Source organism: Pigmentiphaga aceris (assembly GCF_008119665.1).
In the GTDB taxonomy this organism is placed as follows: Bacteria; Pseudomonadota; Gammaproteobacteria; order Burkholderiales; family Burkholderiaceae_B; genus Pigmentiphaga; species Pigmentiphaga aceris.
This window is the reverse complement of record NZ_CP043046.1, coordinates 6,044,324-6,057,038: the sequence shown is the minus strand read 5'-3', so window position 1 is coordinate 6,057,038 and position 12,715 is coordinate 6,044,324. Positions and strand designations below refer to the sequence as shown.

Genomic DNA, 12,715 nt, shown 5'->3' with positions numbered 1-12,715 from the left:
CGCCCCGAGACCCGCCCACGATGCCTTCAGTCGATATCACGATCACCAACAAGCTGGGCTTGCACGCCCGCGCCTCGGCCAAGCTCACGCAGCTGGCCAGCAAATTCAAATGCGAGATTTTCATTGCGCGCGGCTCACGCCGCGTCAATGCAAAAAGCATCATGGGTGTGATGATGCTGGCCGCCGGCCTGGGCACGACAGTCACCGTTGATGCCGAAGGTGCCGATGCCGATCGCGCACTGGAAGAGATCGTGGCCCTGTTCAACGACAAGTTCGGCGAAGGTTCGTGATGAGCGACACGCTGCTCGCTCTTCATGGGCTCGGCGTGTCACGCGGTTATGCGGTGGGTCGCGCCATCGTACTTGGCGCGGCGGCTCTGGAAGTCGCGCACTATCGCGTTGCGCCCGAAGACATCGAGGCCGAGTGCGCGCGTTTTACCCGCGCCATCACGGTTGCGCGCGAAGAGCTGGTGCAACTGGCCGAAAGCCTGCCTGACGATGCGCCCCCCGAACTCGATGCCTTCCTGCATGTGCACGGCCTGTTGCTGGCCGATGCCACGATTTCCGAAGAACCGCTCAGCCTGATTCGCGAGCGTGGTTATAACGCCGAGTGGGCGCTTACTACGCAAGGTCAGTTGCTGGCCGAGCAGTTCGCGCAGATGGAAGACGAATACCTGCGCGAGCGCGGCAACGATGTTCGTCAGGTGATCGAACGTGTGCTGGACGAGCTGGCCGGTACCGACAAAGGCGCGACCACGCCCAAGCGCATCGACAGCGACGAACCGCTGATCGTCATTGCGCACGACATTTCGCCTGCCGATATGTTGAAGTTGCGCGGCGGCCGCTTCGCGGCCTTCTGCACCGACCTGGGTGGTGCAACATCGCACACGGCAATCGTTGCCCGCAGCATGGGTGTGCCGGCAGTTGTGGCGCTGAACACCGCGCGCACCTTGATCAAGGATGGTGACCTGGTCATCGTCGACGGCATTGCCGGGGTGGCCTTGATCAACCCATCTACCCGGGTGCTGACGCATTACCAGGGCTTGCAGGCGCAGTATGCGCTCGCTCGCGCAGACTTGGCGTCCTTGCGTGATGTGCCGGCTGTCACCCTCGACGGTGTCGAAGTCGGCATGTACGCCAATATCGAGTTGCCCGAAGAAGCGCAGGCTGCGCTGGACGCGGGGGCCGATGGCATTGGGCTGTTCCGCAGTGAATTCCTGTTCATGGGCCGAGCCGAACTGCCCGATGAGGAAGAGCAATATGCGGCCTACGCCAAGGTCGTGCAGACCATGGCAGGGCGGCCGGTCACCATTCGCACGCTCGATATCGGTGCCGACAAGACGCTCGACGGCGAAGCGACCGTGGCGATCAATCCTGCGTTGGGCCAGCGGGCCATCCGCTATTGCCTGGCGCGTCCGGCTTTGTTTGCGACACAGCTGCGTGCTTTGCTGCGCGCCTCTGCGCACGGCCCGATCCGTCTGCTGGTGCCGATGGTTGCGCATCAGCACGAAGTGGTCGGGTTGTATGCGGCAATCGAATCCGCTCGCCAGGAACTGCGTGCCCGTGGCCAGGCTTTTGCTGAGAAGATTGAAGTCGGCGCAATGATCGAAGTACCGGCGGCGGCGATTGCGATCGAACCCTTCGTGGAAGCCTTCGATTATCTGTCGATCGGCACCAACGATCTGATCCAGTACACGCTGGCCATCGATCGCGCCGACCCGGAAGTGGCGGCTTTGTACGATCCTTTGCATCCGGCTGTGCTGCGCCTGATTGCACAGACCATCAACGCCGGTGCACGAGCTGGCAAGCCAGTCGCCGTGTGTGGCGAGATGGCGGGTGATGTCACGTACACCCGCTTATTGCTGGCACTAGGCTTGACGCAGTTTTCGATGCATCCTCACCAACTATTGGAAGTGAAACGAGAGGTTTTGCAGGCACATTCGAATGCGTTGCGGGCCAGATTGGCCAATTCGCTGAACCGTGCCGTACCCTTCGATCTGAGCGTGCTCGACATCTGACTGCCGGATTTGCACGTAGACGACAGAATTCGCAAGTGAATGCAGAAGACCAAGGCTCGATATCTTTCAGCCTTGCCTGAAGACGTAATCGGCAACAGAATATTACGACCATCAGGGATTGCCCATGACTCAAGACCCGGCCCGTCATTTCCGAGGCGTAACGGCACTTCCCATCGACACCAGGGCAACCGACTGCGTCGAGGCCGGTGTTCGTCTCCGACCAGGCATCCTGGCTCCTGTGGCCCAGGACTTGATGATCAGCCGTTGTGCCGAAGCGCTCGACGGTCTGCTCGGCCTGCCGCGTGCGCTGGCACGCAAAGACCTGGTGAGCGCTTTCCAGCGCGTGTGTCTGGCGCTTGGCGCATCACGCATGTGGCTGGTGGTGTATCGCAATCCTGACGCACCGGAAGTCAGTACCGTCTACGAGGCCGGTTCGCCACGCTGGCGTGCCGAGCAAATGCCCGCGCTGCGCAAGCTGCTGGTCACGCTTCCCCGGCTTGAGCCGCAAAGCGTGGTGTCCTTGAATCGTCTGTCGCCAGACGGCCGATTCGTGCACGACGCCGACGTGCGAGCGGCTTTGTTCGACGGCGTGCAAGCCGGTTTGATGCTGCGTGTCGAAGGTCGTCTGTCCGGGTCACCCCAGGGTGCCTTGATGATCGGCTGGTCTGACGGCACCCGGGACATGGTTGAACTGCCGTTGTGCCACGCCATTGCCAATCACGCGGCCTTGCTGGCGCTTGATGCTCACCAGCGTCTGCCGACTGCATTGTCGGGGGTGCAGGTGGACACCCGATTGTCGTCGCGCGAAGCCGAATGCCTGCATTGGGCCGCGGTGGGCAAAACCAGCTGGGAAACCGCGCAGATTCTGGAAGTCCGGGAACGAACGGTGAATTTCCACCTGGGTAACGCGTTCGGCAAGCTCAACGTCAACAACAAGCAGGCCGCCGTGGCGCGGGCGCTGATGTTGGGTCTGCTGGGCAATATGGAGCTGTAGACGGGCATTGATGGGGCGATTGCTTTCATCATGGTCGCAGGTGCTCGGCCCGAGCAACTGGTGTTGAAGGTCCGATATCTTTCCCGCACATCGTCAGCGAACCACCGTATCAGCGCCAGGAAAAATGCAGTCCTGAGCCGCGGTGTACAATTTCTTTCTGTTTCGGCGCCGATTTGCTATCGCTTGCGGGCGCCTCATAAATTCCGCTAAAGAGGTTTTGCCGCGTGTCTTCGCCTGTCGAGCGTACTGCCGTCCCGCATTCCGGTTCTGATGCCGGTTCCCGTGCTGATTCCCGCACTGACTCCGATATTGCTGCACTCCAGCTGCCTGCTGGCTCAGTTGGTGTCGTCGAGCCCCGTTCCATTTATTTTGCCGAACCGCTGAAACTTGCCAGCGGCGCGTCCTTCGGCCCGTACTCGCTGATGGTCGAGACCTATGGCGAGCTGAACGCCGCCCGCAGCAATGCGGTGCTGGTCTGCCACGCGCTCAACGCCTCGCACCACGTGGCCGGCATTCATGCCGACAACCCGAAGGACGTAGGCTGGTGGGACAACATGGTCGGCCCGGGCAAGGCGCTGGATACCGATCGCTTTTTTGTCATCGGCATCAACAACCTGGGTTCATGTTTCGGCTCTACCGGCCCAAGCAGCATCGATCCGGCCACCGGCACGCCTTACGGCGCGGCATTTCCGGTCTTGACGGTGGAAGACTGGGTCAACGCCCAGGCGCGCGTGGCCGACGAGCTGGGCATCGAACGCTTTGCCGCCGTCATGGGCGGCTCGCTGGGCGGCATGCAGGCACTGCACTGGGCAATTGCCTACCCGGAACGCCTGGGCCACTGCGTGGTGGTTGCCAGCACGCCGCGCCTGTCGGCGCAGAACATCGGCTTCAACGAAGTCGCGCGCCGCGCGATCATCACCGACCCCGATTTCCACGGCGGCAACTATTACGCGCACGACACCGTGCCGCGTCGCGGCCTGGCGGTGGCGCGCATGGTGGGCCACATCACCTACCTGTCGGACGACGACATGGCCGAAAAATTCGGCCGTGCCCAGCGCGCACCGGGTGCCGATGGCGCGTTCCGGTATGGCTATGACGTGGAATTCGAAGTCGAGTCCTACCTGCGTTATCAGGGCGAGAAATTCTCGAACTATTTCGACGCCAATACCTACTTGCTGATCACCCGCGCGCTGGATTATTTCGATCCGTCCAAAGACACCAAGGGCGACCTGGCGCGTGCGCTGGGGAAGGTGACCGCAAAATTCCTGGTGACCTCGTTTACGACCGACTGGCGCTTCCCGCCCGAACGCTCGCGCGAGATCGTCGAAGCCTTGCTGCGCAACGGCCGGCCCGTGACCTACGCCGAGATCGATGCGCCCCACGGCCACGATGCCTTCCTGCTTGACGATTCCCGCTATCACGAACTTGTGAGTGCTTACTACGATCGAATCGCAAAGGAATTGGACCTCGGGGGCAGAACGGCCAGCCGACTGGCGAACGGTACTGCCGTGATCGATGCCCCTGCCGGAGGTGCCCTGTGAGCGCCCAACAGACTTCCCGACCCGTGTCCAAGCAGACCCCGCAGCCGACGCCGCAACTGACGCCCCAATCGGCACCTCAGTCTGCATCCAGGCAGAATCCCGGCGTCTTGCGTGCGGACTTGTTGAAGATCGCCGACTGGGTCCGCCCGGAAAGCAAGGTGCTCGACCTGGGGTGTGCCGATGGCGTACTGCTGGCGCACCTGCGCGATGCCCGCAAGACCTATGGCGTGGGCGTCGAGATCGATGACGCCGGCGTGATTGCCAGCGTGCGGCGTGGCGTGAACGTCATCCAGCAGAATCTGGAAGGCGGCCTGGCGCTGTTTCGCAATCAGCAGTTCGACACGGTGATCCTGTCGCAGACGCTGCAGTCCATGCACCGTACCGAACACATCCTGCGCGAAATGGCGCGTGTGGCGCGTGAAGGCATCGTGTCCTTCCCGAACTTCGGACACTGGACCCACCCCTTGTCGATCCTGCGCGGCCGCATGCCGGTGAATCGGCAGATGCCCTACGAGTGGTACGACACGCCGAACATCCACCTGTGTACGCTGCGCGATTTCGAAGACCTGGCTACTGGCCTGGGGCTGAAGATTCTTGAACGCGCCACCTTCGCCAACGAGCGCGAAGTGCGGGTGATGCCAAGCCTGCGCAGCACGCTGGCGGTGTATCGGTTTGCGTCGCCAGTGGCGTTGCAGTTGGCGTGAGTTTGTCGGCGTCGTAGCGCCATATTGAAACTTGAAAAACGAAAGCCCCAACAAGTGGGGCTTCGTAGTCCAGTCGTCTGTTACCCCTGCTTTTGACAGGACCACTTGAGTGGCAGTTAACGCTTTTGCTTCCTGAGAAGCGCACCGGCTATTGCGTTGAAACCATTGTGCCCAAAATCTTGATGCGGCAATAGTGTTGGCGTTTCGAGCGGCAACACCGTCCTGCGATGCAAACCATCAAGTCGCCGGTGCTTCTTCCTTGTCCAGCGCGCGGATCTCATCGCGCTTCCACCACAGCAGCCACAGGCCGGGGCCACCGATCACTACGGTAAGCAGGAAGAAGTGCGCCCATCCCAGCGCTTCGACCAAAGGGGGCGATGCGGGTCCGGCCAGATATGTGCGGCCAACTGCTGACAACGCAGACAGCAACGCAAACTGGGTAGCCGAGAACCGCCGATCGCACAGCGCCATCAGCAAGGCAACGAATGCCGCCGTGCCCATGCCACCGCAGATGTTCTCCACGCCCACCGCCATGCTCATCAGCACGATGCTCTTGGGGCTGACCGCGATCAGCCAGAAGCCCAGGTTGGACACCGCTTGCAGCAGACCGAAAACGATCAGCGAGCGATACAGGCCAAGTCGCGCGAGCAAGGTGCCGCCTGCCAGTGCCCCAAAAATGGTGGCCGCCAAGCCCAGAATCTTGTTGATGGTGCCAACTTCCGTGGGGCTGAAACCCGCGCCGCGAATCAGGAAGGTGGTCGACAGGCTGCCCGCAAAGGCGTCGCCCAGCTTGTACAGCACGATCAACACCAGCAGCGTGATGGCTCCCGGTCGGCTGAAGAATTCCATCAGCGGGCCGGTCACGGCTTCGCGCAGCGTGCGCGGCGGTTTGATCTGCACCTCCGGCTCGGGGGCGATCAGCGTGACGATGACCGTCAGCAGCATGATGCCGCCCATCACCACGTAAGTGCCTCCCCAGCCCAGCCACTTGTCGGCCAGTACCAGCGCCAGCCCCCCCGAGGCCAGCATGGCCAGCCGGTAGCCCAACACCGATACCGCCGCACCTGCGCCGCGCTCTTCGTTACGCAACACGTCGGTGCGATAGGCGTCGAAGGCAATGTCCTGCGAGGCCGAGCAGAACGCCACGAACACCGCCAGCAGTGCCAGCGGCAGCAAGGCGTCACGCGGTGACAGCGCCCCCATGGCCATGATGCCCGCCGCCAGCAGCAGCTGGGTGGCCGCGATCCAGCCGCGACGCCGGCCCAGCAAGGGCAGGCTGAAACGGTCCATCAGCGGTGCCCACAGGAATTTCAGCGTATAGGCTGACCCTACCAGTGTAAGGAAGCCGATAGCCTGTAAGGACACATCTTCCACGGTGGCCCAGGCTTGCAAGGTGCCGGTGGTCAGCGCCAGCGGCAGGCCGCTGGCAAAGCCCAGCGCAAGCAGCGGGGCGACGCGCGCGTTGGTGTAAAGGGATGATGCGCGGGCGATGATGAAGCTCCTGGGCGGTGTGCCAAGTGAGGGAAAAACTTGCCTGGTCGGACCGATGAATGACGTACGCAAACGGCACGATGACCAGTGTGCATGCTCGGGCGATGCTGCCGCCGACACCCCGGTACAAAGGGGGCGGGCGCGCACACGCCATTTGAACAGGTGCAGCGGCATCATGCCTGAGCTGACCGATGTGTGCGTTGCGCAAGCTGTACTTGCCCGTTGACAGGCCTATTTGTGCTAAATAAAATCACAATATGTCGCAGCCCAATGTCCAGTTTGCCGTTGCTTCCCATGTCATGGCCGCCCTCGGGGCCCACAAGGGGGAGCCGGTGCGATCGGCGGAACTGGCCAGCAGCGTCAATGCCGAGCCTAGTTTTGTGCGGCGGGTCGTCTCCAAGCTGGCAAAGGCTGGGCTGGTGACCACCCATCGCGGCAAGAATGGCGCATGTGCGCTCGCCCGGCCTGCGGCCGAAATCACGCTGCTCGACATCTATCGGGCAAGCGAAGCGCCCGAAGCCTGCTGCGTGCACGACTACGCGGCCACGGACTGCGTGGTCAGCCAGAACTTCAAAGGCTGCCTGAACAAGGTGCTGCAGGAAGCCCAGGAAGGTTTCGAGCAGGCACTGGCCAAGCAATCCCTGTCAGGCCTGGTGAACGCACTCGTGAATACGAAGTGAAAATTTTTTGCCCTTATTTGTGACTTTTAAAAGCACATTCAATTCAGGAATATAGCCATGAACATCCATCGATCGAAGCGGGCGAAATCGCTCGGTACAAGACTAGGCGGCGCGCGTCGGAAAGCGGGGCGGCCATGATGAGTGCGCCCAACGCAACGGCTCGCGCCGGCGCACCGTCTGACGGCCTAGACCTGCATGGGTCCAACGCGCATACGGCGGCCATGCCCGTCGCCGCGCCGGCCGCCTGGCTGGCGGTGGCGTCGCTGGCCATCAGCACCTTTGCGTCGGTCACGACGGAATTCCTGCCGGTTGGCCTGCTGACCAACATCGCTGCCGGCCTGGGTGTCACCGAAGGCACGGCAGGCCTGATGATCACCATGCCCGCCGTAATGGCGGCGCTGATGGGGCCGCTTCTGATCGTGCTGTCGGGCCGACTGGACCGGCGCACCGTGGTGCTGGTGCTGTCTGCCTTGCTGGTGGTGTCCAACGTGCTGGCGGCCGTCGCCCCCAACTTCGCCACGATGCTGATCGCGCGGGTGATGCTGGGCATCGTCGTGGGCGGGTTCTGGACGTTTGCGCCGTCGGTGGTGGCGCGCCTGGTACCCGAGCATCTGATGCCGCGCGCGATGTCGTATGTGCTGGCGGGTATCTCGTTGGCAACGGTGGCAGGGGTGCCCGCGGGCGCGCTGCTGGGCGATCTGGCCGGGTGGCGCATGGCGTTTGTGGTGGCGGCCGTCGTCGCGGCGGTGGTGCTGGTGATGCAGCTGCGCTTGCTGCCCCGCATGCCGGCCGAGCGCGCCATTCCCGCCCGTGACCTGTTGGTGCCGCTGACGCGTCCCGCATCACGCGCGGTGTTGGGGGTGGGCCTGCTGCTCATCACCGGGCACTTCGTGGGCTACACCTATCTGCGCCCGATGCTGGACCAGATCTTCGGTCTGTCGCCCAGCCACATCACGGCGATGCTGCTGGTATTCGGCGTGGCGGGCTTGGCCGGGACCTTCCTTGGTGGCCGGCTGGTGGGTCGCAGCCTGCGCGGCACGCCGCTGTTGGCGGCTGCCGCGATTGCCGTCTCGCTATTGTTCGCCACTACGTTCGGCGGTGGCCTGACCGGTGCCGTGATCGTCTCTGCATTGTGGGGTGCTGCCTTCGGCCTTGTGCCGGTGGCAATGACGACCTGGATGCAGAAGGCCTTGCCCGATGCCTCGGAAGCCGGTCAGGCGCTGCTGGTCGTCACCTTCCAGGTGTCGATCTCGTCGGGTGCGTTTGTGGGCGGGTTGATCGCCGACGCGTCAGGGGTTGCCGGCACGCTGCGGCTGGGTGCCGCGCTTGCGATCGCCGCCGGTGCGGTCATCCTTGTGCTCGCCCGCAAGCGCCGCACGGTGGTCCAAGCCGTCGATGCCGTCGATCCTGCAGAACATCCCGCATGTCCTGCTCGTTGATGACACGTCAGCCCGGCGTCTGAGGTGCCGCAGCACGCACGACGGTCGCCACTTCACATCGCCCTTCGCCTGAACGACCGCGTAAGTTTCCGGTACCAGGCGTCGGGGCAGATGATGGCCTGGACCTCAAGGCGTTCATCGCATTTCTTGAGGAGGTTTGCCGACGCCTGGACCGCTGGTAAGCGCCTATACCGTGAAGTCGTAATCCACCGTCAGCGGCGCGTGGTCCGAGAAACGGTTTTCCTTGTAGACCGAGGTCGCACGCGCACGCGCCGCAATGCCCGGCGTGGCGATCTGATAATCCAGGCGCCAGCCCACGTTCTTGGCCCAGGCCTGGCCACGGTTGCTCCACCACGTGTAGCACTCATCGGTGGTGTCGGGATGCAGGCTGCGGTACACGTCGACAAAACCCAGCTCGTCGAACACCTTGGTCAGCCACGCCCGTTCTTCCGGCAGGAAGCCGCTGTTCTTCTGGTTGCTCTTCCAGTTCTTCAGGTCGGCTTCGCGGTGCGCAATGTTCCAGTCGCCACAGATGACGAATTCGCGGCCGGTCGTGCGGTGTTCTTCCATCAGGCTGGCCAGCCAGGGCGCGAAGTGATCCAGGAAGCGGTACTTGGCGGCCTGGCGTTCCTCGCCGCTGCTGCCTGAGGGCAGGTAGGCGCTGACCACGCTCAGGCCCGGCCAGTCCACGCGCAGGATGCGACCTTCGGCGTCGAACTCTTCGTTCTCGAAACCGGTGATGGTCTTGTCGGCGGCGTTCTTGATGTAGACGCCCACGCCGCTATAGCCTTTTTTCACGGCCGAATAGAAGTGGCCGTGGTAACCGGGCGGATTGCGTTGCGCATCGTCCAGGTCGGATTCCAGCGCTTTCAGTTCCTGCATGCAGACGATGTCGGCATTGCTGGCCGCAAGCCAATCCAGATAGCCTTTGCGGGTGGCCGAGCGCAGGCCGTTGACGTTGAGCGAGACGATACGCAGCAAAATGGGGCTCCCTGAAAGCGCATAAGGCTAGCAGATGGCGATTGTCGGGCGCGAACCAGGGGCGCGATGGCCGTAAAATAGCAGTTGCTCAGCAAAACGCTTAGCCACTGCTACGCAAACGATTAGCAACTGCCAAGCGCGGGGGCAGCCCATCACGGGTATGTCCGCTCATGCCCCTTGCACTGTCTGTCTGCTTCTCCCGCCCATCCCCATTTCTTCCGGAATCGCCCTGTGTCCGCCAGCCTTCACGCCCTCGACCCCGCCACCTTTCGCACGGACTTTGTGCGCTTCGCTATCGATTCCGGTGTGTTGCGCTTCGGCAGCTTCAAGACCAAGGCCGGGCGGATGAGCCCGTATTTCTTCAATGCGGGGCTGTTCAACAGCGGTGCGACGGTGGGCAAGCTGGCCGCCTTCTATGCGCAGGCGCTGATGGCCGCCAACGTCGAATTCGACATGCTGTTCGGCCCGGCCTACAAGGGCATTGGCCTGGCCACTGCAACCTCTGTGGCGCTGGTCGAGCATGGCCGCGACGTGCCGTTTGCGTACAACCGCAAGGAAGCCAAGGACCACGGCGAGGGCGGCACGCTGGTGGGCGCGCCGATGCAGGGCAAGGTCGTGATCATCGATGACGTGATCAGCGCAGGGACCTCGGTGAACGAATCGGTGGCCATGATCCGCGCAGCGGGTGCCACGCCGTCGGCGGTGCTGATTGCGTTGGATCGCATGGAGCGCGCAGGTGCCGACGACGCCTTGTCGGCGCATTCGGCCACGCAGGAAGTGTCGCAGCGTTACGGCATTCCGGTGATCAGCATTGCGTCGCTGGCCGACATTCTGGCGCTGGCAGAGCAGGGCACAGGTGGCTTCGACGAGCATCGTGAGGCTGTGCTGGCGTACCGCGCACGTTATGGCGTGAACTGATTGGTGTGAACTGATTTCGGCGGTTCGCTCAAAGTAAAAAACAAAAGGCCGACAGGATCAGTTCTGTCGGCCTTTTGTTTTTACGCGCTGACCACTGTCGCCGACCTGGCAACCATCACCGTTGCCCGCTGTTTCCTGGCCGCTCCAGCAGTCGCAGCACGCCCATCACCTTGCGGCGATCCACGTCGTCCAGGCCACCCAGAATCCGCAGCGCTTCCAGCTGCCAGCCGTCCAGCGGCGCATCGGTGGGCATGGCAGGGGCCGTAGGGTTTGCCGATGCATCCCCGTCGGTCAGCCATACCGCAGACACCCCCAGCGCATCGGCCAGTTTCTTGACCGTCCCCCACGCCGGGCAATACGAGTCGCCCCGCGTCAGAATGCGGTTGACCGTCGACTGCGGCACGTCCGCCACCCGCGCCAGTTCGCTCTGGCTGCGGATGTTCCGCTGGCGCATCACGGCGTCAATGCGGGCGGACATGCTCATCGGTCGGTCATCAGCCCAGCTTCTCGCGCAGCAGATCATTCACCTGCTGCGGATTCACCTTGCCGCGACCGGCCTTCATCACCTGACCTACCAGCGAGTTGAAGGCCTTTTCCTTGCCCGCGCGGAATTCCGCGACGATGCCGGCATTGGCTTCCATCACTTCGTCGATCAGCTTGCCGATGGCACCGCTGTCGCTCACCTGCTTCAAGCCCTTGGCTTCGATCACGGCATCAGCATCGGCAAACTCGCCCGACCACAGCGCCGTGAACACTTCACGCGCGATCTTGTTCGAGATCGTGCCATCGGCAATGCGAGTCAACAGACCGGCCAGCTGTGCCACGTTCACCGGGCTTTGTTCGATCGCCAGCGAGTCGCGGTTCAGCGCTGCAGCGACTTCGCCCATCACCCAGTTCGCGGCGATCTTGGCCTGGCCTGCCGGCAGCTTGGCGACCACGGCTTCGAAGTATTCGGCGGTGGCGCGACTGCTGGTCAGCTGGGCCGCGTCGTAGGCCGAAATACCGAAGTCGGCTTCGAAACGGGCGCGCTTGGTGGCCGGCAGTTCGGGCATGTCTGCGCGAACACGTTCGATCCAGTCTTCGCTGATGGCCAGCGGCGGCAGGTCGGGGTCGGGGAAATAGCGGTAGTCATGCGCGTCTTCCTTGGTGCGCATGCTGCGGGTTTCGTCCTTGTCCGGGTCGTACAGGCGGGTTTCCTGAATGACCTTGCCGCCGTCTTCGATCACTTCGATCTGGCGACGGATTTCATACTGAATCGCGCGTTCCAGGAAGCGGAAGGAATTGACGTTCTTGGTTTCGGTACGGGTACCGAATTCCTTCTGGCCTTCCGGGCGCACCGACACGTTGGCGTCGATACGGAACGAGCCTTCCTGCATGTTGCCGTCGCACACGCCCAGCCACACGACCAGGCTGTGCAGCGCCTTGGCATAGGCCACGGCTTCGTCAGCCGAGCGCATTTCAGGTTCGGTCACGACTTCCAGCAGCGGCGTGCCGGCGCGATTCAGGTCGATGCCGCTGGCGCGTTCGCCGTGCGGGCCGGTGACGTTCTCGTGCACCGACTTGCCCGCATCTTCTTCCAGGTGGGCACGCGTCAGATTGACCGTCATTTCCTTGTCGCCGACAAAGAAACTCACCTTGCCGCCTTGCACCACCGGGATCTCGAACTGGCTGATCTGGTAGTTCTTGGGCGAATCGGGGTAGAAGTAGTTCTTGCGTGCAAACACCGACACGGGGGCGATGTGTGCACCCACGCCCAGGCCCAGGCGAATGGCGCGCTCGACCGCGCCGCGGTTCATGACCGGCAGCGTGCCGGGCAAGGCCATATCCACGGCGTTGGCCTGCGTGTTGGGCTCAGCGCCGAATTGCGTGCTGCTGCCGGAAAAAATCTTGGACGCCGTGGATAACTGCACATGCGTTTCCAGGCCGATGACGACTTCCCATTTCATAGCT

The 12,715-nt window shown here is 62.8% G+C and carries 12 protein-coding genes and 1 riboswitch; of the genes, 8 read left to right on the top strand and 4 right to left on the bottom strand.

Annotated features, from left to right (window positions below; genetic code table 11):
- Window positions 1–20 precede the first annotated feature (20 nt).
- The 5 genes from FXN63_RS26185 to metW all read left to right on the top strand — a co-directional run bounded on the left by FXN63_RS26185 (window position 21) and on the right by metW (window position 5,256).
- Window positions 21–290: an HPr family phosphocarrier protein gene (locus tag FXN63_RS26185; protein WP_148818588.1), complete on the top strand. Its 270-nt coding sequence runs from the start codon at window positions 21–23 to the stop codon at window positions 288–290.
- Complete coding sequence (gene ptsP, locus FXN63_RS26180) at window positions 290–2,017, top strand: phosphoenolpyruvate--protein phosphotransferase (RefSeq protein WP_281290844.1); 1,728 nt, start codon at window positions 290–292, stop codon at window positions 2,015–2,017. Before FXN63_RS26185 ends, ptsP begins: the two co-directional genes overlap by 1 nt.
- A 124-nt stretch (window positions 2,018–2,141) precedes the next feature.
- Complete coding sequence (locus tag FXN63_RS27415; protein WP_281290843.1) at window positions 2,142–3,011, top strand: helix-turn-helix transcriptional regulator; 870 nt, start codon at window positions 2,142–2,144, stop codon at window positions 3,009–3,011.
- 155 nt (window positions 3,012–3,166) lie between these two features.
- A riboswitch (SAM riboswitch) is annotated at window positions 3,167–3,242 on the top strand.
- A gap of 77 nt (window positions 3,243–3,319) precedes the next feature.
- On the top strand, window positions 3,320–4,552 hold the full coding sequence (metX, locus tag FXN63_RS26170; RefSeq protein WP_148819848.1) for a homoserine O-succinyltransferase MetX: 1,233 nt from the start codon (window positions 3,320–3,322) through the stop codon (window positions 4,550–4,552).
- Window positions 4,553–4,608: 56 nt separating this feature from the next.
- Window positions 4,609–5,256: a methionine biosynthesis protein MetW gene (metW, locus tag FXN63_RS26165; protein ID WP_148819846.1), complete on the top strand. Its 648-nt coding sequence runs from the start codon at window positions 4,609–4,611 to the stop codon at window positions 5,254–5,256.
- 237 nt (window positions 5,257–5,493) lie between these two features.
- Here metW and FXN63_RS26160 read toward each other — a convergent pair whose 3' ends face one another.
- Window positions 5,494–6,924 carry a muropeptide transporter gene (locus FXN63_RS26160; protein ID WP_246164975.1) on the bottom strand — a complete coding sequence of 477 codons (1,431 nt, stop codon included), beginning with the start codon at window positions 6,922–6,924 and terminating at the stop codon, window positions 5,494–5,496.
- An 80-nt stretch (window positions 6,925–7,004) separates the two neighbouring features.
- Here FXN63_RS26160 and FXN63_RS26155 point away from each other — a divergent pair, with 80 nt between their 5' ends.
- Window positions 7,005–7,427: an Rrf2 family transcriptional regulator gene (locus tag FXN63_RS26155; RefSeq protein WP_148818586.1), complete on the top strand. Its 423-nt coding sequence runs from the start codon at window positions 7,005–7,007 to the stop codon at window positions 7,425–7,427.
- A 134-nt stretch (window positions 7,428–7,561) separates the two neighbouring features.
- Entirely contained in the window at window positions 7,562–8,866 is a 1,305-nt protein-coding gene (locus FXN63_RS26150) for an MFS transporter (RefSeq protein WP_222863972.1), read from the top strand.
- Between the two features lie 186 nt (window positions 8,867–9,052).
- On the opposite strand, the gene FXN63_RS26145 is transcribed toward FXN63_RS26150, so the two are convergent.
- On the bottom strand, window positions 9,053–9,847 hold the full coding sequence (locus FXN63_RS26145; protein WP_148818584.1) for an exodeoxyribonuclease III: 795 nt from the start codon (window positions 9,845–9,847) through the stop codon (window positions 9,053–9,055).
- A 231-nt stretch (window positions 9,848–10,078) separates the two neighbouring features.
- Here FXN63_RS26145 and pyrE point away from each other — a divergent pair, with 231 nt between their 5' ends.
- Complete coding sequence (gene pyrE, locus FXN63_RS26140; RefSeq protein ID WP_148818582.1) at window positions 10,079–10,765, top strand: orotate phosphoribosyltransferase; 687 nt, start codon at window positions 10,079–10,081, stop codon at window positions 10,763–10,765.
- Between the two features lie 115 nt (window positions 10,766–10,880).
- On the opposite strand, the gene FXN63_RS26135 is transcribed toward pyrE, so the two are convergent.
- Together FXN63_RS26135 and gatB are read right to left on the bottom strand one after the other, a co-directional pair.
- Window positions 10,881–11,243: a helix-turn-helix domain-containing protein gene (locus tag FXN63_RS26135; protein WP_222863971.1), complete on the bottom strand. Its 363-nt coding sequence runs from the start codon at window positions 11,241–11,243 to the stop codon at window positions 10,881–10,883.
- A 16-nt stretch (window positions 11,244–11,259) separates the two neighbouring features.
- A complete protein-coding gene (gatB, locus tag FXN63_RS26130; protein ID WP_148818578.1) occupies window positions 11,260–12,711 on the bottom strand; it encodes an Asp-tRNA(Asn)/Glu-tRNA(Gln) amidotransferase subunit GatB in 1,452 nt (483 codons plus the stop codon).
- Window positions 12,712–12,715: the final 4 nt, after the last annotated feature.

Bases quoted from the DNA above. Each gene is read 5' to 3' on its own strand.
- FXN63_RS26185 (WP_148818588.1), top strand. From the start codon at position 21: ATGCCTTCAGTCGATATCACGATCACCAACAAGCTGGGCTTGCACGCC.
- ptsP (WP_281290844.1), top strand. From the start codon at position 290: ATGAGCGACACGCTGCTCGCTCTTCATGGGCTCGGCGTGTCACGCGGT.
- FXN63_RS27415 (WP_281290843.1), top strand. From the start codon at position 2,142: ATGACTCAAGACCCGGCCCGTCATTTCCGAGGCGTAACGGCACTTCCC.
- FXN63_RS26160 (WP_246164975.1), bottom strand. From the start codon at position 6,924: ATGATGCCGCTGCACCTGTTCAAATGGCGTGTGCGCGCCCGCCCCCTT.
- FXN63_RS26155 (WP_148818586.1), top strand. From the start codon at position 7,005: ATGTCGCAGCCCAATGTCCAGTTTGCCGTTGCTTCCCATGTCATGGCC.
- FXN63_RS26150 (WP_222863972.1), top strand. From the start codon at position 7,562: ATGATGAGTGCGCCCAACGCAACGGCTCGCGCCGGCGCACCGTCTGAC.
- FXN63_RS26135 (WP_222863971.1), bottom strand. From the start codon at position 11,243: ATGTCCGCCCGCATTGACGCCGTGATGCGCCAGCGGAACATCCGCAGC.
- gatB (WP_148818578.1), bottom strand. From the start codon at position 12,711: ATGAAATGGGAAGTCGTCATCGGCCTGGAAACGCATGTGCAGTTATCC.